Source organism: Granulicatella sp., assembly GCF_057274575.1.
Window position 1 is genome coordinate 52176 of record NZ_DBHISP010000008.1, and the last position, 21343, is coordinate 73518.

The 21343-nt window shown below is 39.6% G+C and carries 23 protein-coding genes, 1 pseudogene and 2 other annotated features; of the genes and pseudogenes, 7 read left to right on the plus strand and 17 right to left on the minus strand.

Features of this window, described 5'->3' with window-relative positions:
* Positions 1–19: 19 nt before the first annotated feature.
* Genes ACO5V7_RS05545 through lacA form a run of 4 tightly spaced genes read right to left on the minus strand, consistent with a single transcriptional unit; the run spans position 20 to position 1892 of the window.
* Positions 20–490 carry a PTS sugar transporter subunit IIB gene (locus ACO5V7_RS05545; protein ID WP_485485381.1) on the minus strand — a complete coding sequence of 157 codons (471 nt, stop codon included), beginning with the start codon at positions 488–490 and terminating at the stop codon, positions 20–22.
* Positions 491–501: 11 nt separating this feature from the next.
* Positions 502–924 carry a PTS sugar transporter subunit IIA domain-containing protein gene (locus ACO5V7_RS05550; RefSeq protein ID WP_485485382.1) on the minus strand — a complete coding sequence of 141 codons (423 nt, stop codon included), beginning with the start codon at positions 922–924 and terminating at the stop codon, positions 502–504.
* A 12-nt stretch (positions 925–936) separates the two neighbouring features.
* A complete protein-coding gene (gene lacB / locus ACO5V7_RS05555) occupies positions 937–1452 on the minus strand; it encodes a galactose-6-phosphate isomerase subunit LacB (protein WP_485485383.1) in 516 nt (171 codons plus the stop codon).
* Positions 1453–1463: 11 nt separating this feature from the next.
* Positions 1464–1892 carry a galactose-6-phosphate isomerase subunit LacA gene (lacA, locus tag ACO5V7_RS05560; protein WP_485485384.1) on the minus strand — a complete coding sequence of 143 codons (429 nt, stop codon included), beginning with the start codon at positions 1890–1892 and terminating at the stop codon, positions 1464–1466.
* Positions 1893–2108: 216 nt separating this feature from the next.
* On the opposite strand from lacA, the gene ACO5V7_RS05565 reads away from it, so the two are divergent.
* Positions 2109–2813, plus strand: coding sequence for a DeoR/GlpR family DNA-binding transcription regulator (locus tag ACO5V7_RS05565; RefSeq protein WP_485485385.1), 705 nt, complete (start codon positions 2109–2111; stop codon positions 2811–2813).
* Positions 2814–2828: 15 nt separating this feature from the next.
* Positions 2829–3761: a tagatose-6-phosphate kinase gene (gene lacC / locus ACO5V7_RS05570; RefSeq protein WP_485485386.1), complete on the plus strand. Its 933-nt coding sequence runs from the start codon at positions 2829–2831 to the stop codon at positions 3759–3761.
* 1028 nt (positions 3762–4789) lie between these two features.
* Here the strand turns inward: lacC and tyrS are convergent.
* The 8 genes and pseudogenes from tyrS to ACO5V7_RS05610 all read right to left on the minus strand — a co-directional run.
* On the minus strand, positions 4790–6055 hold the full coding sequence (gene tyrS / locus ACO5V7_RS05575) for a tyrosine--tRNA ligase (protein WP_485485387.1): 1266 nt from the start codon (positions 6053–6055) through the stop codon (positions 4790–4792).
* A gap of 55 nt (positions 6056–6110) precedes the next feature.
* Positions 6111–6312, minus strand: a binding site (T-box leader).
* Positions 6313–6354: 42 nt separating this feature from the next.
* Complete coding sequence (gene argS, locus ACO5V7_RS05580; protein ID WP_485485388.1) at positions 6355–8046, minus strand: arginine--tRNA ligase; 1692 nt, start codon at positions 8044–8046, stop codon at positions 6355–6357.
* Positions 8047–8120: 74 nt separating this feature from the next.
* Positions 8121–8320 (minus strand) — a binding site (T-box leader).
* Positions 8321–8367: 47 nt separating this feature from the next.
* Entirely contained in the window at positions 8368–8523 is a 156-nt protein-coding gene (locus tag ACO5V7_RS05585; protein WP_160313175.1) for a hypothetical protein, read from the minus strand.
* Positions 8524–8531: 8 nt separating this feature from the next.
* Complete coding sequence (trmL, locus tag ACO5V7_RS05590) at positions 8532–9041, minus strand: tRNA (uridine(34)/cytosine(34)/5-carboxymethylaminomethyluridine(34)-2'-O)-methyltransferase TrmL (protein ID WP_485485389.1); 510 nt, start codon at positions 9039–9041, stop codon at positions 8532–8534.
* Complete coding sequence (gene queG / locus ACO5V7_RS05595; protein ID WP_485485390.1) at positions 9038–10246, minus strand: tRNA epoxyqueuosine(34) reductase QueG; 1209 nt, start codon at positions 10244–10246, stop codon at positions 9038–9040. Before queG ends, trmL begins: the two co-directional genes overlap by 4 nt.
* 356 nt (positions 10247–10602) lie before the next feature.
* A complete protein-coding gene (locus ACO5V7_RS05600; RefSeq protein ID WP_485485391.1) occupies positions 10603–10767 on the minus strand; it encodes a hypothetical protein in 165 nt (54 codons plus the stop codon).
* 111 nt (positions 10768–10878) lie between these two features.
* A complete protein-coding gene (locus ACO5V7_RS05605; RefSeq protein WP_485485392.1) occupies positions 10879–11940 on the minus strand; it encodes an SseB family protein in 1062 nt (353 codons plus the stop codon).
* Between the two features lie 66 nt (positions 11941–12006).
* A pseudogene (locus ACO5V7_RS05610) lies at positions 12007–12376 on the minus strand (helix-turn-helix domain-containing protein); the annotation flags it as partial.
* A gap of 324 nt (positions 12377–12700) precedes the next feature.
* Between ACO5V7_RS05610 and ACO5V7_RS05615 the strand changes: the two are divergent.
* The 3 genes from ACO5V7_RS05615 to ACO5V7_RS05625 are packed head-to-tail and all read left to right on the plus strand — an operon-like array spanning position 12701 to position 14968.
* Positions 12701–13006, plus strand: a complete 306-nt coding sequence (locus ACO5V7_RS05615) for a rhodanese-like domain-containing protein (protein WP_485485393.1) — start codon at positions 12701–12703, stop codon at positions 13004–13006.
* Between the two features lie 20 nt (positions 13007–13026).
* Positions 13027–14682, plus strand: a complete 1656-nt coding sequence (locus tag ACO5V7_RS05620) for an FAD-dependent oxidoreductase (protein WP_485485394.1) — start codon at positions 13027–13029, stop codon at positions 14680–14682.
* Complete coding sequence (locus ACO5V7_RS05625; protein ID WP_485485395.1) at positions 14672–14968, plus strand: rhodanese-like domain-containing protein; 297 nt, start codon at positions 14672–14674, stop codon at positions 14966–14968. The genes ACO5V7_RS05620 and ACO5V7_RS05625 overlap by 11 nt, the downstream gene beginning before the upstream one ends.
* A 94-nt stretch (positions 14969–15062) precedes the next feature.
* On the opposite strand, the gene ACO5V7_RS05630 is transcribed toward ACO5V7_RS05625, so the two are convergent.
* The 3 genes from ACO5V7_RS05630 to ACO5V7_RS05640 all read right to left on the minus strand — a co-directional run bounded on the left by ACO5V7_RS05630 (position 15063) and on the right by ACO5V7_RS05640 (position 17995).
* Entirely contained in the window at positions 15063–15320 is a 258-nt protein-coding gene (locus ACO5V7_RS05630) for a metal-sensitive transcriptional regulator (RefSeq protein ID WP_456982501.1), read from the minus strand.
* A gap of 240 nt (positions 15321–15560) precedes the next feature.
* Positions 15561–17060: an SseB family protein gene (locus ACO5V7_RS05635; RefSeq protein ID WP_485485396.1), complete on the minus strand. Its 1500-nt coding sequence runs from the start codon at positions 17058–17060 to the stop codon at positions 15561–15563.
* A 53-nt stretch (positions 17061–17113) separates the two neighbouring features.
* Positions 17114–17995, minus strand: a complete 882-nt coding sequence (locus ACO5V7_RS05640; protein WP_485485397.1) for a methyltransferase domain-containing protein — start codon at positions 17993–17995, stop codon at positions 17114–17116.
* A gap of 166 nt (positions 17996–18161) precedes the next feature.
* Here ACO5V7_RS05640 and ACO5V7_RS05645 point away from each other — a divergent pair, with 166 nt between their 5' ends.
* Entirely contained in the window at positions 18162–19310 is a 1149-nt protein-coding gene (locus ACO5V7_RS05645) for a CobW family GTP-binding protein (protein WP_485485398.1), read from the plus strand.
* 152 nt (positions 19311–19462) lie between these two features.
* On the opposite strand, the gene ACO5V7_RS05650 is transcribed toward ACO5V7_RS05645, so the two are convergent.
* Together ACO5V7_RS05650 and ACO5V7_RS05655 are read right to left on the minus strand one after the other, a co-directional pair.
* Positions 19463–20083 carry a sugar O-acetyltransferase gene (locus ACO5V7_RS05650; protein ID WP_485485399.1) on the minus strand — a complete coding sequence of 207 codons (621 nt, stop codon included), beginning with the start codon at positions 20081–20083 and terminating at the stop codon, positions 19463–19465.
* Positions 20080–20370, minus strand: coding sequence for a thioredoxin family protein (locus tag ACO5V7_RS05655; RefSeq protein WP_485485400.1), 291 nt, complete (start codon positions 20368–20370; stop codon positions 20080–20082). The genes ACO5V7_RS05650 and ACO5V7_RS05655 overlap by 4 nt, the downstream gene beginning before the upstream one ends.
* Before the next feature lie 156 nt (positions 20371–20526).
* Here ACO5V7_RS05655 and ACO5V7_RS05660 point away from each other — a divergent pair, with 156 nt between their 5' ends.
* A complete protein-coding gene (locus ACO5V7_RS05660; protein ID WP_259949427.1) occupies positions 20527–21246 on the plus strand; it encodes a YebC/PmpR family DNA-binding transcriptional regulator in 720 nt (239 codons plus the stop codon).
* Positions 21247–21343 lie beyond the last annotated feature (97 nt).

The following is a 21343-nucleotide window of genomic DNA, read 5'->3' on the forward strand; positions in this document are numbered from 1 at the left end:
TATTCCTCCTTAATTATTATTAATATAATGTTTTATAGTCTACTCTTGGATCTTTTGGAATCATTTGAACATTAATGTGAATTCCTTTTTCAATTAAATACAGAAATGCATTATGTTCCTCTTCCGTAACCGAAATCGCTTTTTCTAATCTTTTTCTACCCTCTTGGTATCTCATTCCACCAGCATTGACTTCTGATATTTTTAAACCTTCATCCACAAGAAACTTAATATCAATAGGATTGGTAAACAACAGCATAGTTCGTTTCTTTATTTCGCTTTTTTTCATTACTTCTGCAAATTGTTTAACCCCAAAAATAATTACTTTTACTCCAGATGGAACAGCGAAATTTGCAACACTATGTTGCACAGGATCTGCTTTAGCAGCATCGTTGATAATTAAAATTTGTTCGATATCAAAATTTCTTGTCCATGTTGTCGCTACTTGTCCATGAATCAATCTATCATCAATTCTTACTAACTCTATACCCATATTTTCACCTCCTATAAATCATATTCTGAATCATCTTCAATTTGATGATTCGAAACCTTTTCAACAATTGAGATTACTGTATCTTTCATGTTTTCTATTTGTAACTTACAGTCACCAACAGATTTGTTATTACTCATTAATAGTTCTAATAGCATCGGGAGGTTTAACCCTGTAACTAACAAAATATTAGAATATTCGTCAAGAAGTCGATAAGATGCATTAAAAGGCGTTCCCCCAATAATATCGGTAATAATAATCCATTCTTCATTTTTACAAGAATCTAGTATTTTCTTTATTTCATCTGTCGTAGATTCTAGAGTAGAATCAATCGATACTGTCACTGCTTGTAAATTATCAACAGCTCCTACTATCATCTGGGCACTTTCTATAGCTGCTTTTGCTAGAGGTCCATGACTAGCTAATAAATACTTCACCCTAAGTCCTCCTTAATCTTTGTATTCTCCTTGATTCCATTTATTGATAAACTCGCAGAAATAGTTTGGATCATTTTGGTCTTCATCAGCATGAATAGTTTTGTCAATTTTCCTAATTAATTCTTCTGTTTTTGAATTCGGATGGTATTCAGCTTGTAAAAATGCATCAATAATATCACAAATTAAAAACTCCCCAGTTATTCGTCCTCCAAAAGCAATTACGTTTGCGTTAAATTGTTCTTTTGCATATACCGCTGAAGTCATATCTCTAACTAACGCTGCTCGAATCCCCGGGACCTTATTAACTGAATTTGAAATACCTACGCCAGTGCCACAAAGTACGACCCCTTGATCAGCCTCGCCACTAGCAACTAATTCTCCAACTTTTTTTCCAAAAATCGGATAATGTGTTCTCATAAAATCATATGTTCCAACATCTATAACTTCATGCCCTAACTCTTTCAAATGTTTAGAAATGGCCATTTTTGTATCTGTGACAATATGATCACATCCCAATGCAATTTTCATGTTTATACCTCCTAAGCCATTTTATTTAACATATCTACTCTTATTTGATGTCTTCCAGCTGCATATTTTCCGTTTAAAAAATCTCTTACAATATTCGTTGCTAATTCTTCACCAACAATTTTCGCGCCTAGTGTTATCATTCTTGCGTTATTATGTTCTCTAGTCATATAAGCTGTTCTTTCATCAGACACCTCGGCAACAACCATTCCTTTTACTTTTGTGGCTGCCATAAAACTTCCTACACCGTAACCATCAATAAAAATCCCTAAACTGTCATTATCAGATAATACTTCTTTTGCAACCCGTACACTTCCCGTCACGCAATCTGTTTCCTCATAACTCGTCACGTCTAAAACCGACAAATTTAGACTTTTTAGATATTTTCTGATTATTTTCATCATTTCACGACCTTCATTATCTGAACCAATGATTACTTTCATAATTATAGCCCTCCAATATTTAATAAACCGCTTTCTTATACCTCGATTATAGCACTCAATATATAAAAGTCAACATATTTTTGTTTGTTTTTGTTTTATTTTTTCTTTTTATGTCGTTTTTATTTGTCTGCTTTTGTTTAAATTCTTTCTTTTTGTTTTTGTTTATGCTATATTTTAACTGAGGGAGATTAGAAATATCGGGAAAGGAGGATATTTATGCTTAAGTCACAACGACACGAAATTATACTTAGTACACTTCAACAAAAATCCAGTGTAACTGTGTCAGAGTTAATGAAATTACTTAACGTTACCGATGCAACTGTACGAAGAGATTTAACAGAGTTGGATCGAGAAAACAAATTAATTAAAATTCATGGTGGTGCGACAAATATAAGTTCAGACCTTCCCATCGAACTTTCTCATAAGCAAAAGAAAGTAATAAATGTTGATAAAAAAGAAATTATTGCGGAAAAAGCTGTGAAGCTAATTAAGGAATATGATCATATTTTTTTAGGCCCTGGAACTACTATAGAGCAGTTAACAATGAAAATAGATATTCCAAATCTTAAAGTTGTTACGAACAGCCTTTCAGTTTTTAATATTTTAAGTAGGAAAAAACTTGAAGGATTAGAATTGTTTTTAGTAGGTGGTGAATACCGCAAGCATACAGAAGCTTTTGTTGGAGAATTAGCTAATATCGCAATTTCACATTTAACATTTAATAAAATGTTTTTTAGTGCAAACGGGATTTTAGACAATAAAATTATGACAGCTACTCTTACAGAAGGTCAGACTCAAGCAACTGCTCTAGACAATTCGACGGAAAAATATTTATTGATAGATTCTACTAAATTTGGGAAAACTGATTTATATAATTTTTACAATCTTAATAACATTACTCAATTAATTTCAAACAAATAGAAGGGAGCTATTTTTATGATTTTAACATTGACGATGAATCCAGCGGTCGATATCGGATATACCGTTGACACATTAAAGATTGATACCGTCAATCGAACAAAAAAGGTAAGCAAGACACCTGGCGGAAAAGGCCTCAACGTGAGTCGTGTCTTAAAGCAACTCGGTTCTCCAGTACTCGCAACAGGTTTACTAGGTGGCCACATCGGTGATTTTATTAAAGAAAAATTGGATGAAGTTGCCTTAGAAAACAACTTCTACCCTATCCAATCGGAAACTCGTAATTGTATTGCCATCCTACATGAAGGGCTTCAAACGGAAATCTTAGAGGCTGGCCCTACCATTACACCAGAGGAACAAGCGGGGTTCCTCGCTCATTTTGAAACCTTATTAAAAGAGGTCGATCTCATCACGATTTCTGGCAGCTTACCTAGTGGAATGGATGAGACTTTATACGCAACGATTATCGAAAAAGCTGCTGCAGTCGGAGTCCCTGTACTTTTAGATACTTCTGGAAAGACATTAAAGATTGCGCTCGAAGCTGCTACTAAACCAGCCTTAATTAAGCCAAACCAAGAAGAACTCGCTGGGTTATTAGGGGTTCCTGAAGCGACAACGGTTGAAGAATTGAAGGAGCAATTGAACTCTCCGTTATTTGACGGGGTGGATTGGGTGGTTGTTTCGCTTGGATCAAAAGGCGCACTTGCAAAACATGAAAGTGTCTTTTATCAAGTCAACATTCCCAAAGTCAACGCCGTGAATCCTGTTGGCTCTGGAGACTCAACGATTGCTGGGTTAGCGCATGCGATTGCAAAAGGCGAAAGCGTTGAGTCCATTTTGAAAACTGCAGTGACTGCAGGTACGCTCAATGCCATGGAAGCTCAGACAGGTTTTATAAACATGGAAAACTTCGATACTATTTTCAATGCGGTAACCGTGGAGAAAGTATAAGTAAAAATGATTCCAAAGAATCCTTGCGGATTTATTCATAATAACTGTAATGGGAGACCGGTTCGAGCCGAAGTCTCTCACCTTTAAAGCCTCAAAGCGGCCGTACAGAAAAATTTCTGACGGTCGCTATTTCGCATTTAATCCTATTCCCCATTACGGTTATTATAAAATCCGCCCATTCTTTGGAATTTTATATTTTCTCTGCTTGAATATAACTCTGCGAATTCTGCTTTAAAGTAAATTGAGCTTCTATGGATTGAGCGAGTGCTGTTTTAAATGGAAAAATGCAAAGCTTTTGCACTCGGAATGCGCACACAAAATCGTGAGTTTTTGAGCCAACAAATTCGGGCTTTTGACCAAAAAGTTATTTTGCAATATAACGTATATGTCATATTGTGTTTTTTACATTCGCTTTTGAAATGTTATTGTGTAGGCGTTTATAGAGGATTCAAAAATCTATTTAAAAACTTTTTTTATTTTCAACTTTGTGAACTGCTCGTTATCGTCAGGTTAGTTAAGAGTAATTTTCTAAGTGACTTTATATATAACAGGCACAGGATGATTCTGGAGAATACTGCGGATTTTATCATCACAGTAACGTGGTAGAGCATAAAAACGAGGGAGAAAGACAGAAATGTCATGGATACATTTGTATCTATGGCATTTCGTTTTCTTTCCCCCACAAAGTTGAATAGGAATGAGATAGCTGTTTACAGCTAGACTCATTCCATTCAACCACTGTGCTAAGAGGGCGTAGGATTTATAATCCGTACTTAAAGTACTTTATAAAATTAGACGCAGTAGCTGATTGGCACAAGCTTCATCACTCGTGATTTGCTTATGCCTAATCAGCCTTGCGGGGGTAAGACTACAAAGCAAACAGGACTCACACTGTGAGTCCTGTTTTGTCTTTTGTCTTACTCCCGCTTTGAGGCTTTTAAGGCGCAAGACCAATGCTTGCGCTGATGCAACGTTACAGTGATGATAATTAAATCCGCAAGGATTCAAAAGAATCATCCATAAGTCTTTTATTTCAACACCACTAAGAAGTATTTTTTCTTACCGCGGCGGACGATGACGAAGCGTTCTTCAAAGGATTGTTCTTTCGTCCATTCGAATTCGAGGTCCGTTACTTTTTCCCCGTTGATAGAAATTGCGCCGTTTTGAATGTCTTCGCGTGATTGTCTTCTTGAAGGTTCAATGCCAAGGTCAACGAGCCATGTTACTAGGTTTTGGCTTTCTTTTGAACTTTCAAATGTTGGCATGTTTTTGAAGCCTTGTTCGATTTCGTCGGCTGTTAATTGTTGTACGTTTCCTGTGAAGAGCGCGTTTGTAATTTTCTTCGCGTCTTCTAGGGCTTTTTCGCCGTGAACGAAGCGAGTGACTTCTTCAGCAAGACGGATTTGTGCTTCACGTTTATGTGGTTCTGTCGCCACTTTTTCTTCGAGAGCTTCGATTTCTTCACGGTCTAAGAATGTGAAGTACTTGATGTATTTAATCACGTCGCGGTCATCTTGGTTTAACCAGAACTGGTAGAATTCGTATGGAGTTGTCTTTTCAGGGTCGAGCCATACCGCACCACCAGCTGATTTTCCGAATTTTGTACCGTCTGATTTTAACATCAATGGAATTGTTAAACCGTACGCACGAGACTCTGCGCCTTCTACTTTACGGATTAACTCAAGCCCTGAAGTGATGTTTCCCCATTGGTCCGCACCACCGATTTGAACTTGCACGTCTTCTGTCTTGAATAAATGCAAGAAGTCCATTGATTGTAGGATTTGGTAAGAGAATTCAGTAAATGAAATTCCCACTTCTAGACGGCTTGCGACCACGTCTTTCGCCAGCATTGTGTTTAAGTTGAAATGCTTCCCATAGTCACGTAAGAAGTCTAATAATGATAAATCTTTTGTCCAATCGTAGTTGTTTACAAGGCGTAGTGTCGCTTGGTCTTCATCTGTTGTGAAGAATAATTTCTTCATTTGCGCTGTTAATTTTTCAACATTGAGTTGAACTTGTTCCATTGATTGAAGCACACGTTCACTTGTACGACCACTTGGATCCCCGATTGAACCTGTTGCTCCACCAATCAAGATGACTGGTTTATGTCCTGCTAATTGGAAACGACGAAGAATCATAAATGGAATTAAGTGTCCAATGTGCATACTATCTCCAGTTGGGTCTACCCCACAGTAGAGGGATACAGCCTTTTCGCTGGTTAAGGCACGTAAGCCTTCCTCATCTGTCATTTGGTTGATGGCTCCGCGCCATTCTAAATCATCGATAATGTTCATCTTGTTTCTTCCCTTCTTTCTTATAAATAAAAAATCCCTAATAGCCAAAAAGACTATTAGGGACGATTTTCACCGTGTTACCACCCTTGTTGACGATGCAAAGCATCATCCACTCGAGCATCCTTATCGCGGATGAGACGTCCTAGCGGAGTGCTCCCAAGTGTACTTCGCGGATGTGGGGGATTGTCTTGCACCGAACGACAATTCTCTTCTTTCTCCCGTGGACAACCACTACTGCGCTTGTTCATTGCTTCTGTATGTGCATTTAGTATACGGCTTATGCTACTTGATGTCAATGACTACATTTCATCTGGAGCGGCCACGCCAAGAAGTGCTAGGCCTTGTTTTAGGATGCTTGCTGTTGTTTGTACTAAAGCGATACGGCTGTTGAAGGCTTCATCTTCAACAAGTACTTTTGTATGTGCGTAATATTTATTGAACGCTTGTGCTAAATTGATAACGAATTTTGCAATCACTGATGGTTCGCATTTTTCTTCAGCAAAGCGGACAACGTTTGGATAGTTTTCGATGAGTTTCAATACTTCCCACGCATCATCGTCTGTTAATGAGAAGGCCGCTTGTGTATCGACAGTATGGTTGGCTTTACGTAAAATACTCATTGCACGAGCATGTGTATATTGTACGTATGGCCCTGTTTCACCTTCGAATTGCACGACTTCTTCAAGCGCAAAGTCGAAATTGTTTGTACGGTCGTTCTTCAAATCGTGGAAAATTACCGCACCCACCCCAACAGCGTGAGCCACTGCTTCTTTGTTTTCAAGCGATGGATTTTTCGCTTCGATTTGTTTCAAAGCAAGTTCGGTTGCTTCTTTTAACACACCTTCAAGAAGGATGATTTTTCCTTTACGTGTCGATAATTTCTTACCGTTCAATGTAATCAATCCGAATGGAATATGCACGATATCTTCAGACCAAGGTAAGTTTAATTCGTTTAACACTACTTTTAATTGTTTGAAGTGGTTTGATTGTTCCATCCCTACCACGTAAATACATTTTGCAAAATCGTAAGTATTCTTACGGTAGTTTGCAGCCGCTAAGTCACGTGTCATGTATAATGTTGCGCCGTCTGATTTTTTAATCAACGCTGGTGGTAAATCATATTTTTCAAGATCTACGATTGTGGCACCATTATCCACTTTTAGTAAGTTGGCGTCTTCAAGCATGTCAACTACAACGTCCATTTTGTCGTTATAGAACGCTTCACCATTGTATGAATCAAAAGTCACGCCTAGTAAGTCATACACGCGGTTGAATTCTTTCAATGATTCGCTTCTGAACCATTCCCATAAACGAACCGCTTCAGCATCTCCATCTTCTAGTTTCTTGAACCATGCACGGCCTTTGTCATCTAGTGTTGGGTCTAGTTCTGCTTCTTCGTGGAAACGAACGTATAATTTAATGAGTTCTGCAATTGGATCTGCTTTTACAAGCTCTTCGCTACCCCATAATTTGTACGCTTCAATGAGTTTCCCGAATTGTGTTCCCCAGTCTCCTAAGTGGTTGATACGAATTGGCTCATATCCTACTTTTTTCTCAAGGTTCGCAATCGCGTTCCCAATTACTGTTGAACGTAAATGTCCCATTGACATTGGTTTCGCGATATTTGGTGAAGACATATCGATGACGACTTTACGGCCTTGACCGTAATCCCAGTCCCCGTAATGTTCGCCAAGTTCTAAGACTTCTTTTAATACTTCATCAGCAAAAGCGCTACGTTCTAAGAAGAAGTTCGCGTATGGTCCCATTGCTTCTGCGCGTGCGATATGTTTATCACTAACGGCTTCCACAATTTCTGTCGCGATGGCTTGCGGTGCTTTACGTAATACTTTCGCAAGCGTAAATGCAGGGAAAGCAAGGTCCCCTTGGTTCGCGTATTTAGGAACTTCAATCATTGATACGATTTCGTCAACGCTCAAATGCTCGCCGACTGTTTTTGCGATTTGTTCTGCAACAATTTTCTTATAATTCATCTTTGTTCTCCTTTTCTTTGTTTTTATACTCGGATATCCATTTACACAAAAAAATCCCTATACGACGACAGTCATATAGAGACGAGAATTCCCGTGGTACCACTCTGATTGCTCCTATTGAGCCACTTTACTCGGTAACGGCGAATCCGGATTATCCTACATTTCAAATAATCATTTCAAAAGTGCGGTTCATTTTTAATGAATGGTTGGCTTTCACCCTTCCAACTCGCTAATACATTCGGTTAAAAACTACTCTCTTTTTCATCAATTTTGCTATTTAACTGTCATCCACTGTATCATAACTAGCATCATTTTGCAATTTTACTTCTTTTTAAAATAGCGAACACCTTGCACCACTGACGAAATGGCAAATAATACAGCACAGATTGCATATAGTGGTTTTGAAACCACCGCCAAAATCACAAAGGCAATGGCACAAATGGCGTAAACAATACATAAATATAAGGACTGATCCATTGACTCACCTACTTTAATTTATCATGATCATACGTGTGCACCAGTTCAAGCCCTGCAAAACATTGCTGACGAAGTGCTTCGTACACGACAATTGCTGCCGTATTCGATAAATTCAATGACCTCACATGTGTATCGTTCATCGGAAGACGTAAGCATTTCTCCTCGTTTTCGCGCATGAATTCTTCAGGAAGACCGGTTGTCTCTTTCCCGAACATGAAGAATTGTTCCTCATCACGAGCTAAATCCACCTCATCATAAGTATGGTTAGCGAATTTTGTAATCAAATATAAAGGGCGTTCTCCTAAATAGTCGAGGAATGCTTCTAGCGATTTGTGATACGTAATATTGACATCATGCCAATAATCGAGCCCCGCGCGCTTTAAATGCTTATCATCCGTTGAGAATCCAAGGGGTTCAATTAAGTGCAGTGGCGAATTCGTCGCCGCACAGGTTCTTGCAATATTTCCCGTATTGGCCGGTATTTGTGGTTCAAATAATACGATATGATTCACCGTCATTTGTTTGCCTCTTCTCTACATTTTTCTTGTAAGACTACAATTGCTTTTTCTAATTCTTCGATTAACTCGATATCTTCCTTCGACGGATTTTCAAGCGATTCGAGTTTCTTCGTCGCTGCTGCTTTTTGCTCGTTAAAATAATCAATCATCTCTTGATTGGACTCGTTCACGATTTCTGCCACCGCCCAAGCGGCTGTCCCCTTCATCACGGGACGCATATCTTCTTTCATAACGCGAAGTAAAAGTGGAACTGCTGATTTATCGCGGTAATTCGCTAAGGCGATAATCGCATTTCTCTGCAACGGCTTCTTCCCACGCCACGACCCCGCCATTTGTCCAAAACGTTCCTTAAACTCTTTGTTCGAAATTGTCACAAGCGGCTTTAAGAGTGGATGCGTCTCTTCAACAGACGGTTCCATCTCTGGGTGCAGGTGGAAATCTTTTCCCTTATTATACGGACACACTTGCTGGCAAATATCACAGCCGTAAATCACATGCCCGATTTTTTTACGAAACTCTTGCGGCATAAAGCCTTTCGTCTGCGTCTGATAGGACAGGCAGCGCATAGCATTCATACGCCCGTCGCCAAGTAGCGCCCCTGTTGGACAGAAATCCACACAACGCGTACAATCGCCGCATCCGTAATCCACCATTTCATCGGTTGGAAACTCGATATTCGTAATCAACTCTCCTAAGTAGACATATGAGCCAAATTCCTTAGTGATTAAAAGCCCGTTTTTGCCGACAAAACCAATTCCTGCACGCTCTGCTACACGAACATCGATTAATTCACCCGTGTCGACCATTGGCTTAAAGCGGGAATCATCGTCTTGAACTTCTTCTTTAATGTAATTGATTAATGCTTCCATGCGTCTTGAAAGAATAAAGTGATAATCCTCTCCCCACGAAGCCCGTGCAAAAGCTCCGCGTCGCTCTCCCTTCACACGTTCCGGCTTATTTTTTGGAAGTGTTGGATATGCCAGCGCAATGGAAATAATCGTTTTTGGAGTATCGAAGATTTTTTCTGGATAAATACGCTCTTCTAACACTGGATGCTCAAAACCCGTCGTATGACCGAGTTCTTTGGAACGACGCATGCTCTCTTCTAAGTGCGTAAAAGGCTCGGCAGAAGCAAAACCAATCTTATCAATGCCCAGCTCTTTGCTTTTAGCAATAATCTTCTGTTTTAAAACTGCTGTATTCATCTAAATCCTCCTCTCCATTCTTCCTAACTATTGTACTATACTTCTCTTTTATCACAAAGTGTCTAAATTTTGCGCAAAAAAAGAACGCTAGCCTTCGGTGAAATCACTGCGAAAGTTAACGTTAGTCGAACATCAATTGCCGTGCAAAATAAATTACAGAGCAAGAGATACAAGTATAATAGCGCTTTTCTTTTTAAAAAGCAACTATAAAGTTAAGAAATTCTAACGTTTTTGAAAAAAATTTTAGCAATCCTCGAATTTTTTAGATTATTACAGATAAAGACTTCTTTTATACGGTTAAAGACGCTTCTAACTAGAGAAAAAGCAACTCAAGGAGTTGCTTTTCTTATAACTATTTAATCTACTGCATTAAAGAATTCTTCTGTCATCAATTCAGCTATCGGATATTCTCCAGGATTAATAACAACATCATAATCTTTTATCAATTCATCAAGCGTTACAACTAATCCTTTATACTCTTCACCAAAGTGTTTACGGAGTCTCTTCCAGTCCGTATACACTTGAACTGCCTTCTCTTTTGTTTTCCCTTGTTGTATCGCTAAATTAAAAGGAATATTAGGTTCTATTTCAGTTTGCGGGTTATCTTCCAGAAATTGGTCATAGCCATGAAGTCACATTGGCGCAATAAATTTTGCGGTCTTTGTAAATCTGGCAAATATATAAAAATATGCCTTACCGATATTCTTTTGTTCTTTATCTTCTATTCCGTCCGATTGACTTGATAGATGCAAAAACTTCATTAAATCTGGATTCGTTACAGGGATTTCTGCTTCATCTACCCCTTCATAATTCGGAAGGTCCATTAATTCTTTTGCAAAAATCAACGTATCTTCTGTGAAATATTGAATCGATTCTACTCCATCATATATAAATAAATCTCTTAGAAAATTACGAATCCCCTCTTTTTCAGGTCCGTTTTCAATCCGTTTAAAATCAAATCTCTCATCTTTCTTATAAATCTCTTTACGGTAATGCATGTATGAGCTTGGAATCAGATAAACCCTTGAATGTGAAACAGTCATCCCCTTATTTCCATCTAATGATGCAGTAGCAAACAAATGAGGTTCGTTCGTTTTTGTTGAGTATATTACATAAATGTCATCTAATAAAAATAGTTTTTCCCGAATCAAATTAAAGAAATCTCGTCTTCTCTGATCCACCTTCAGTTCTATTTCTTTTACTCTTTCAAAGTCTTCAAAATGGGCCTTCCAATATAAACTCCAAATCTCCGAAATATCTGAAGCGGCTAATTTTTCACGATCCTCCTCAGTGAGTATTCCATCTTGTTGCCTTACAAAAGCGATATCCATTGCAAAACAATAAGTATGATAAACCTGAGTATCTGTCACGTTTTCCGAATGCAACACGGTACCTTTATAAATCCCAAGTTTATTCCCATCTTTGACTTTTACCTTCACCATTTTTTCTGAGGCTTCTTGAACCTCATCTTCATCAACATAAATGGATGAAATGACGGTTTTTACAGGCGTCTTGGACAAACAACTTATCTTTGTAACAACAAGTTCGTCACCTACTTTGAGAGTTCCTTGAACAAAGCCCTCAATAATTAAGTCTGTAGCGTTGTCATCAACACCGATCACATCACTTACTCCAAGAAGACAGATTGGTTCTGCTTCTTCCTTCTTTACAAATAAGAAATCGAATAATCCCATTCATTTTCCTCCCGTTTGCTAATAGCTGATACTTCAATTATAACATAGCTTTTTTCACGAATATTAAGTGTGAAGAAAGGTATCCACGCTATGTAGCCTTGGTTTCTCTCATTGCTTCTGTAAATTCTCTCAGAAAATCGTCCAATACACGATCTAGTTTAAGATAATAGCTGGCTTCTCTAGCATGATGATAACGGTTATGAGCAGCATCTGCATAATAGTGTTGGTAATAGACCTTCTGTCCATTTACTTGTTTCACTTGTGTTACGGAACCACGATTAATTTCACGAGTAATAGTAGAGCGATTTCTCCAAAGACGAGCAATCTCTGCGGGTTTGAGTCCTACGCTTAAATAAGCTTCAATTTTTCCTCGTTCAGCTTCAGATAAGTGCTTGTAGGATTGATTTGTGGTAGGATAATTAGCAGACATGTTCATCTTCCTTTATACTGTTTTTCGCAACTCTAGTATATCAGATGAACATGTCTTTTGTGTTGCACTTCATTTTACAACAGGGCATGGGGTTTGTTTTCAGAAAAGGTAATTTTCTAGAAAATAGTTGTTGAATAAATAGGACAGGTTCTATTCATTAACCTACCAACAAAAAAATTCTCTCTTTAGTTTGTAAGTTGACATCTTGTATACCGAAAAAGAATCAAACGATTTACTGAAAAAGAAACAATACTGATCAATTCAACTTGCTTGACAAAAGATTTACTTCATGGTTTGATATACCCCATAAGGGTATATTTGGAGGTGCCTATGTTTTACTTATTTACAAAAATTGACAGTATTTCTACCATCGAGTTAGAAGCTAAACTCAGAGAACCGATTCAGCTACTGGATGTTCGGATGCCTACGGAATTCCATAGAGGGCATATCAAAAATGCAAAGAATGTCCCTCTAACCGAAATCGGATCTTATACACCAGCGACAAAAGAAACACTCTATGTCATTTGTCAGTCTGGTGTTCGCAGTAAGATAGCCGCGAAAAAACTAAAGAAAAAAGGCTACGATGTCATAAATGTTCGAGGCGGTATGAGCGCTTGGACAGGTAAAATCATCTAGATATATAAAGGAGAAAGTCAATGAAAATTATCATTATCGGGGGAGTTGCAGGCGGTATGTCAGCAGCAACCCGTCTAAGAAGGCTCATGGAAGACGCTGAGATTACTATTTTTGAAAAAGGACCCTTTGTTTCCTTTGCAAACTGTGGTCTCCCTTACTATGTTTCAGGAGAAATTTCTAAGCGGGAAGATCTGTTAGTCCAAACCCCTGAAAGTCTCAAGGCACGCTTTAATCTCGATGTGCGACCATTTCATGAAGTCATCCAGATTTCGCCAAAAGAACACACTGTGACAGTGCGACACGATGGACAGGAATTCACAGAAAGCTATGACAAGTTGATCCTCTCCCCAGGAGCTAAACCATTTGTTCCTACCATTGAGGGCTTGGCAGAAGCTGAGAACGCCTACACGCTTCGCAACGTTCCCGATCTCGATGAAATTATGGCAGCCTTGGACAATCATCCAAAAGAAGCTGTCGTTATCGGTGCAGGTTTTATCGGGCTTGAAATGGCTGAAAACCTGGCAAAACGTGAATTGCAGGTTACTATCGTGGAGAAAGCACCTCATGTCTTGCCACCATTAGATGAAGAAATGGCAGCCTTTGTCCAAGCAGAATTACTGGCAAACGGTGTCCGTGTTATCACTTCCCAGTCTGCGACTCGATTTGAAGACCAAGGAAAAATCATCGTTCTCGAAAATGGTCAAAAAATCACATCTGACCTCACCATCCTTTCTGTCGGTGTTGAACCTGAAAATGGACTGGCTAAAGCTGCGGGAATTGAACTGGGACTTCGCGGTGGGATCCTGGTCGATGAACGTTACGAAACCAGTCAAAAAGATATTTTTGCAGTTGGAGATGCCATCGTCGTTAAGCAAGAAATCACAGGCCAAGACGCCCTCATCTCTCTTGCTTCTCCTGCCAATCGGCAAGGACGCCAAGTAGCGGACGTCATCGCAGGACTCGTTCGTACAAACAAGGGTAGTATCGGCACTGCTATCGTTCGTGCCTTTGATATGACAGCTGCTTCGACTGGTCTCAGCGAACGTATCCTTAGCATGAATCAACTTCCTTACAAGGCACTTCATGTAAGTGGGAAAGACCACGCTGGTTATTATCCTGGTGCTACTGATATCACCTTGAAGCTCCTCTTTGACCCAAATACTGGAAAAATCTATGGTGCACAAGGAGTTGGGAAGAAAGGTGTTGACAAGCGAATCGATATCCTAGCAACTGCTATCAAGGGGAATCTCACCGTATTTGACTTACCAGAGTTAGAGTTCACCTATGCGCCACCATTTGGCTCTGCCAAAGATCCAGTAAATATGCTGGGCTACGCAGCCTTGAACCTTATCGAAGGTCTCAGCGACAATGTTCAATGGTACCAGCTCGAAGGCGAACTAGCTAAAGGAAAGAAATTCATTGATGTACGGACAAGTGGCGAATTTCAGAGTGGTCGACTCAAAGTCGATAGCATTCATATCCCGCTAAACGAACTACGAGAACGCTTGGATGAACTAGACAAGAACCAAGCCTACATCGTTAGCTGCCATAGTGGTTTGCGCAGCTATATCGCAGAGCGTATCCTCAAGCAAGCAGGATTTACCGTTCAAAACCTTGATGGCGCTTATTCACTATACAAAATGGCTAACCCAGAAGGAGTAGAATATGGTAACTAATATCAGCATGGCTGACTTTTATGAAAAATATCAAAATGAACATCTAGATTTTATCGATGTCCGTGAAGCACATGAATTCCAAGCAGGACATGCACCAGGTGCCAAAAATCTTCCGTTAAGTACTTTGGAGCAAAGCTACAAAGAGCTCAAACCTGACCATGAATACCATGTCATCTGTCAGGGTGGAGTGCGTTCCGCCTCTGCCTGTCAATTTCTCAGCGCCCAAGGCCTCACCGTTACCAATGTAGAAGGTGGTATGAATGCTTGGCCTGGTGATGTTGAATAAATAAAATTCAAAAAGAGCAATTGGTCTAATTTCAAGAAAACCAACTGCTCTTTTAATCATTTATTCACTATTTAGGAGAAACGTTTGTTTTTTATTACTTGCGTTTAATCAAGTATTTAACCGCCTTTTCCAATCTTTCCTTCTGTGCTTGAGGATCCTCTAGAGGTTCGTTAATACAAGTTGTTAAATTCTCCGTTATCATCAGTTCAATAATACGATCAACACTGGACCGCACGGCTGTTAATTGAGTAATGATATCAACACAATCACGCTCTTCCTCCATCATTTTTTGAATACCTCGCAATTGACCTTCTGAGCGTTTGAGGCGTGTAATGTACTTTGATTTTGTCATATCTTTATCCTTACGCAATTTTTATACATTATATCTCTAATAAAGACCTTTGTCAAAATATGACTTATCCTAAAGACAAAGCCTCCTAGTTCTCCACTATGACTCTCGTAATAAACATCCACCGCCTTAGTGAAGTGCACCCCAAAATCTAACTTTTGGGGTGCACTTCAAATCCGAGGGTTTTAATTAGACCAATAAATAAGGACCCACCCTGTGAGTCCTTATGCTTTTTGATTCTTTTTAGTCGGCACCCTTAATTTTATTAAAGATACTTTCCGTAATATAGGCTCCTGCTTCTTCCTTGCCTGTTCCATTGATAATAACATCATGAAGACTCAAGTTGCCGTCCAATTGTTGGATTAGTCCTTGCCATTCTTCCCCAAATTCTTTACGGAGTCTCTTCCAATCTGTAAAGAATAGAAGGGCCTTCTCTTTTTCTTTTCCATCTTGCATGGCTAAGTCAAATGTGAATCCTTCTTTAAAGGTGGTATTGCCATTTTCATCCACCTTTGGCAATTCTCCATGTCCTCTCATCGGAACAATAAAGCGCGCTGTTTTCAACGCTTCGGCTAAATGGTGGAAATACATATTGAATAGAATTTCGCGGTCTGGCGTATCTGGTTTGCCTAGTTGTCCAAGGAGATGTAACCAGCGGACCACGTCTGGATTCGTTACGGGAATATCGATTTCTCTCATCCCTTCGTAGTTCGGAAATTCGATCAATCCTTCCGCAGCAATCGACGTTTCTTCTGCCACAAATTGAATCCCTCTAGCACCATCTAATAAAATAACTTCACTTAAGAAATTACGGATGCCGTCTTTATTCGGTCCATTTTCAATGCGACGTAATTCAAACTCGTCATTATCTTCAAATTTTTCTTTGAGATTTTCTTTATAAGCCGCTGGAATTAAACGTACTAATGGCGCAGTTGTATAGTAGCTGCCATCTTCTTTTTTCATCGTCTTTGTGAATAAATAAGGCTCTCCGGTTGTGACAGAATAAACTGCATAAATTTCATCCACTAAGAATAATTTATCACGGGTAATCGTCACTAAATTGCGGATTTTCTCCATGTTTTCAGAACGTCTTTCTTCTGTATCTTCTGCGGCATTAATATTGCAATACCATAAGAAAAGACGCCAAATTTCAGCTACATCCGTTACAGATAAATAAACACGGTCAATATCAGAAATCTCGCCATTTTGAACGCCTACAAAGGATTCTCCAATAGCGTTAATATAAGTTCCGTAAAGATCATTTTCACTAGTCCCTTCTGAATGAACGACTGAACCTTTATAAAGACCATATTGAGCACCATTTTCAATCCATGCTGCAATTTTTTTGTTAGAAGCTTCCATCACGCGTCCGTTATTGCCATCTTCTAAAGCATATACAGCTGATTTCACAGGTTTGTCAGTATCACTTCCCAATTTTGTAATAATGACTTCATCCCCAACTTTAATCGTTCCTGTGACATACCCTGTAACAACTAAGTCAGGAGAATCCTTCCCTGCGCTAAATACATTTTCTACCCCAAGTACAAAACCTTTCTTAGCGTCCTCAGAAGGTTGGCTCCCTTCAGCAGGTTCGGCAGTTTCTTCTGCTTTTACCGCTTCCTCTTTCACTTCTGCTTTTTCTGGTTCTTCCTTTTTAATTTCTTCATGTTTTACTTCTTCTTGAACCACTTCATCTTTCTTTGGTTCTTCTTTTTTACGAGAGAAAAAATCTTTTAATCCCATTGTAAAACCTCCTAATGGTTAATAGTTTCATTATAGCACACTTCATTCATTCTTTACGGCTTTTTCACGACGGCGATGATATAATGGATGGTTACCGTAGCAAGTGGATGTTCATTACTATAGGCTTTGTCTTCTGGAGTGGCACCCCAGTATAAAGGCGTCATCTCTAGTAAATGGCGATAAGTCGCATCCGTTAAATTCACCGTGTAGCGGACCTCTTCAAACGTCACTTGAGGACACTCGGACTGCACGCGTTCTAGGATGTCCGCATTCGAATACGTTTGTTTTTCCGGATTCGAACGGTAGAGCTGCTGGCGAAGCTGGACTAGATAATCGTTGCCAGGAATCACTTTAACAAGCGTCCCTCCTGGAGCCAATACGCGCATAAATTCTTGGTAGTTCGACGGCGTTAAAATGTTGAGAAGTGCCCCGCAGGATTCATCCGCAAATGGCAGATTCGCCAAGTCTCCTAAGAAGAATAGCGCTTCGTTCCCAAAATGAACCGACGCTTGATGAATGCCTTCTTTGGCGATATCCATGCCGCATAAAGGTGCCTGTACATACTTAGAGAACCACGATAAATGACTGCCTTCCCCGCATCCGATATCAACAATAAACTTCTCTTCGCCTTCCGAAAGATAGGGTAAGATTGCCTCTAATAGTGGCTCAAAGAAACCACTCTGCGCAAGTTCATAGCGATGCTGGAACAACGTCGCATCATAATCCGTATTTGCATTTTGCTTCATCAGATGCAAAGTGCCTTTTTTCGAAATATTAAACCGATGCCCCTTCTTGCAGACCACGCTATGATTTTCGGAAGAAACCATGGCTTCATGGCAATAAGGACATCGAAATGCTTGTAAATGTTGGTTGATAAATTGCCCGGCCCAATCGATTTTCTTAACGGCCGCGTTTGGTACTTCCTGTTTTGTCATTCGACACACTCTTTCTTATTTTCTCCTTTTCAGTATAGCACATTCGGTTATCACCTGCTGGAATCGTGAAACAAGATAAATCAGTCTATTTTGAGTTTTTTCAGGAGAGTGCTACAATTAATTTACGAAAAGAAAACGAAAAAATCTGAGGAGAGGGAGAAACTATATGTCACAAAAAATTCCAGTTACAATCGTCAGCGGCTTCCTTGGCGCTGGGAAAACGACTTTAATCAACAAAGTTTTAAAAGAAAAACATGGCGAACATATCGCTGTTGTCATTAACGAATTCGGTGAAATCGGTGTAGACCATCAATTCGTTCTTGACGTTGAAGAAGAAATCTATCAAATGGATAACGGCTGCCTCTGCTGCACGCTTCGTACAGACATTGCCGATATGTTGAAATCCATCTTAATGGTCAAAGAACAAAACGGCATTCAAGTAGACCGTGTGTTATTTGAAACAACAGGTCTTGCCGATCCAGCTCCAATCGCACAAACCTTTATTAACGTGCCATTCTTGAACGAGCACTTTATCTTAGATGCGGTATTAACCGTTGTGGATGCTAAAAACTTCCTATACCAAACAGCGCATCAACCTGAACCAGCAAAACAAGTTGGGTTCGCGGACAAGATTTTCATGTCAAAACATAGCTTAGTTGACGAAACGATTTACTCTAAAGTGATTAACGAAGTTCGTAGCATCAATGCCTTTGCAGAAATCCAAGACCTTGACGCACGTCCTGTTCATATGAGCGACATGTTCGGACTTGAATTGTTCTACGCATCAGAGAAGAAAATCTTAGAAATGCAAGAACATGCCGAAGAAGAATATTGCGAAGAATGTGGCCATACACATGCGCACGGTGATCACGATCACGATCACGATCACGAGCATCACCATCACGATCACGAGCATCACCATCATGACCACGACCATAAGCACCACGACCATAAGCACCACGACCATAAGCACCACGACCATAAGCACCACGATCATGACCATAGTCATAGCCACCATAGCGGTATTAACTCATTCGTCATCGAGACTGAAAAACCATTAGTTCTCGCAAACATTAACGAATGGTTGAACGAGCTTGTGTATATTTACGGGCCAGAATTATACCGTTACAAAGGAATCTTAAACGTGGAAGGATTAGATTACCAAATCATCTTCCAAGGAGTTCAAATGAGCTTTGATATCTCAAGAGGTCGCGATTGGAAGGATACAAAACGCGGCTCAACATTGGTCTTCATCGGAAAGAACCTTCCAGAAAACCAATTACGTGAAAGCTTTATTAAATGTACTGAAAAATAAATCAAACGAAAAGGCCGTCCTACTTGGACGACCTTTTTTCTTTTAATAGAATATTCTACGATAAACCATCCAACAAAAAATCCCATTATAATCACCTTGTATCATACACAAAAGAATGCCAAGACTCCTCTTAACCTTCTTCGTTTACCGTTTTATTTTCCAAGTTCATCTAATAGTTCTTGGTGTTTTCGGCGCCAATCTGCCTTCTCTTCTTCGGTAATTTCACGAAGAACGCGGCATGGATTGCCGACCGCAATCACATTACTTGGAATGTCTTTTGTTACCACAGAGCCGGATCCAATTATCGTATTATCGCCAATCGTCACTCCCGGATTCACCGTCACATTGGCCCCAAGCCATACGCTATTGCCAATCGTAATCGGTATTCCAAATTCTGGACCTGCATTGCGCGTTTCGGCATCGGTTGGATGTCCTGGTGTCACAAGCGATACGTGCGGACCAAACATGCAGTTGTCCCCAATCGTAATCGGAGCTACATCTAATAATGTACAGTCAAAATTCGCATAGAAGCCTTCCCCAATCGTTGTATGCACTCCGTAGTCCACATAGACGGGTTGCTCCATGTAAATCTTCTCGCCGGTTTTTCCAAATAACTGTTTTAATAACGCGCGTCTTCCTTCGAAATCATCGAAGTCCAAACGATTGTATTGTTGCGCTATTTTTTTTCCTTTAATCGATAAGTCTCTTAGCCCTTCTGTGAGAGACGGAATATATAAGTCTCCTGTGAGCATGCGTTCTTTCATGGTTTTCATTCTGTTTCCTTCGCTTCCACATACGCCTTTGCCTGAACCATTCGTTTTTCGAGTTCTAACAAGTCAATAAAGCGTGCTTGTCGGGCGAATTCTTTGTCACCAACCATCAAGAGAACGGCCGGTACGGTTAACACTTCATAGCGGCCGGCCACTTCTGGATGAAGAGTAGCATCGATTTCTTCTACTGGAATGTTATACTCTTTGGCAAGTTCCTTTACTCGTGGTTTAATCGCATGACACACCCCACATGTTTGCATGGATATATATATGATTTTTACAGTTTCCATTTTCTCACCTCACTTCTATCATACCCGATAGTCTATGAATTCTTGCAAACTTTGCTCACGGCTCAATTTTTAGTAGAAAACACTTAACAAACCGCGTCTTGATTGTGTATAATGGAAGAGTTAAGTCCAGATGAAAATCAGAAAGTGAGTGAAACAATGGGACGTAAATGGGCAAATATTGTCGAAAAGAAAACAAAATTAGATGCAAATAACAGTAAAATCTACGCTAAATTCGGGATTGAAATCTATGTAGCTGCAAAACAAGGGGAACCAGATCCTCATTCAAACCAAAAATTAAAATTCGTTATTGACCGTGCAAAAACTTATAATGTACCACGTCATATCATCGAACGTGCGATTGAAAAAGCAAAAGGTGGCGGAGATGGCGACTACCAAGAACTCCGTTACGAAGGTTTCGGACCAAACGGCTCTATGATTATCGTAGACGCCTTAACAAATAACGTAAACCGTACAGCAGCTGACGTACGTGCCGCTTACAGCAAAAACGGCGGGAACATGGGTGCGCCAGGTTCTGTAACTTACTTATTTGACCACACAGCAATCTTCGGTATCGCAAACAAAGATGCTGACGAATTATTAGAACAATTAATGGAAGCAGAAGTGGATGTACGTGACGTTGTCCAAGAAGACGACCAAGCGATTGTTTACGCTGAACCAAACGACTTCCACACAGTTCGTAAAGCGCTAGAAGACTTAGGAATTACAGAATTCACAGTAAGTGATATCGAAATGATTCCTCAATCAGAAGTGACACTTGAAGGCGACGACTTACGTTTATTCGAACGTATGATTAACGCTCTAGAAGACAACGAAGACGTTCAAAAAGTGTACCACAACGTAAACTTAGAAGACTAATCGTCAAAAAGCAAAATGTAACATATAAGTTACATTTTGCTTTTTTGTTTCATTTTTATTTGAGAGCCCAGTGCCATCAGGTTTTTATCTTATAGGC

Excerpts from the sequence above, each read along its gene's own strand:
- ACO5V7_RS05545 (WP_485485381.1), bottom strand. The coding sequence starts at position 490 with ATGGGTATAGAGTTAGTAAGAATTGATGATAGATTGATTCATGGACAA.
- lacB (WP_485485383.1), bottom strand. The coding sequence starts at position 1,452 with ATGAAAATTGCATTGGGATGTGATCATATTGTCACAGATACAAAAATG.
- lacA (WP_485485384.1), bottom strand. The coding sequence starts at position 1,892 with ATGAAAGTAATCATTGGTTCAGATAATGAAGGTCGTGAAATGATGAAA.
- ACO5V7_RS05565 (WP_485485385.1), top strand. The coding sequence starts at position 2,109 with ATGCTTAAGTCACAACGACACGAAATTATACTTAGTACACTTCAACAA.
- lacC (WP_485485386.1), top strand. The coding sequence starts at position 2,829 with ATGATTTTAACATTGACGATGAATCCAGCGGTCGATATCGGATATACC.
- tyrS (WP_485485387.1), bottom strand. The coding sequence starts at position 6,055 with ATGAACATTATCGATGATTTAGAATGGCGCGGAGCCATCAACCAAATG.
- argS (WP_485485388.1), bottom strand. The coding sequence starts at position 8,046 with ATGAATTATAAGAAAATTGTTGCAGAACAAATCGCAAAAACAGTCGGC.
- ACO5V7_RS05585 (WP_160313175.1), bottom strand. The coding sequence starts at position 8,523 with ATGGATCAGTCCTTATATTTATGTATTGTTTACGCCATTTGTGCCATT.
- trmL (WP_485485389.1), bottom strand. The coding sequence starts at position 9,041 with ATGACGGTGAATCATATCGTATTATTTGAACCACAAATACCGGCCAAT.
- queG (WP_485485390.1), bottom strand. The coding sequence starts at position 10,246 with ATGAATACAGCAGTTTTAAAACAGAAGATTATTGCTAAAAGCAAAGAG.
- ACO5V7_RS05605 (WP_485485392.1), bottom strand. The coding sequence starts at position 11,940 with ATGGGATTATTCGATTTCTTATTTGTAAAGAAGGAAGAAGCAGAACCA.
- ACO5V7_RS05615 (WP_485485393.1), top strand. The coding sequence starts at position 12,701 with ATGTTTTACTTATTTACAAAAATTGACAGTATTTCTACCATCGAGTTA.
- ACO5V7_RS05620 (WP_485485394.1), top strand. The coding sequence starts at position 13,027 with ATGAAAATTATCATTATCGGGGGAGTTGCAGGCGGTATGTCAGCAGCA.
- ACO5V7_RS05625 (WP_485485395.1), top strand. The coding sequence starts at position 14,672 with ATGGTAACTAATATCAGCATGGCTGACTTTTATGAAAAATATCAAAAT.
- ACO5V7_RS05630 (WP_456982501.1), bottom strand. The coding sequence starts at position 15,320 with ATGACAAAATCAAAGTACATTACACGCCTCAAACGCTCAGAAGGTCAA.
- ACO5V7_RS05635 (WP_485485396.1), bottom strand. The coding sequence starts at position 17,060 with ATGGGATTAAAAGATTTTTTCTCTCGTAAAAAAGAAGAACCAAAGAAA.
- ACO5V7_RS05640 (WP_485485397.1), bottom strand. The coding sequence starts at position 17,995 with ATGACAAAACAGGAAGTACCAAACGCGGCCGTTAAGAAAATCGATTGG.
- ACO5V7_RS05645 (WP_485485398.1), top strand. The coding sequence starts at position 18,162 with ATGTCACAAAAAATTCCAGTTACAATCGTCAGCGGCTTCCTTGGCGCT.
- ACO5V7_RS05650 (WP_485485399.1), bottom strand. The coding sequence starts at position 20,083 with ATGAAAACCATGAAAGAACGCATGCTCACAGGAGACTTATATATTCCG.
- ACO5V7_RS05655 (WP_485485400.1), bottom strand. The coding sequence starts at position 20,370 with ATGGAAACTGTAAAAATCATATATATATCCATGCAAACATGTGGGGTG.
- ACO5V7_RS05660 (WP_259949427.1), top strand. The coding sequence starts at position 20,527 with ATGGGACGTAAATGGGCAAATATTGTCGAAAAGAAAACAAAATTAGAT.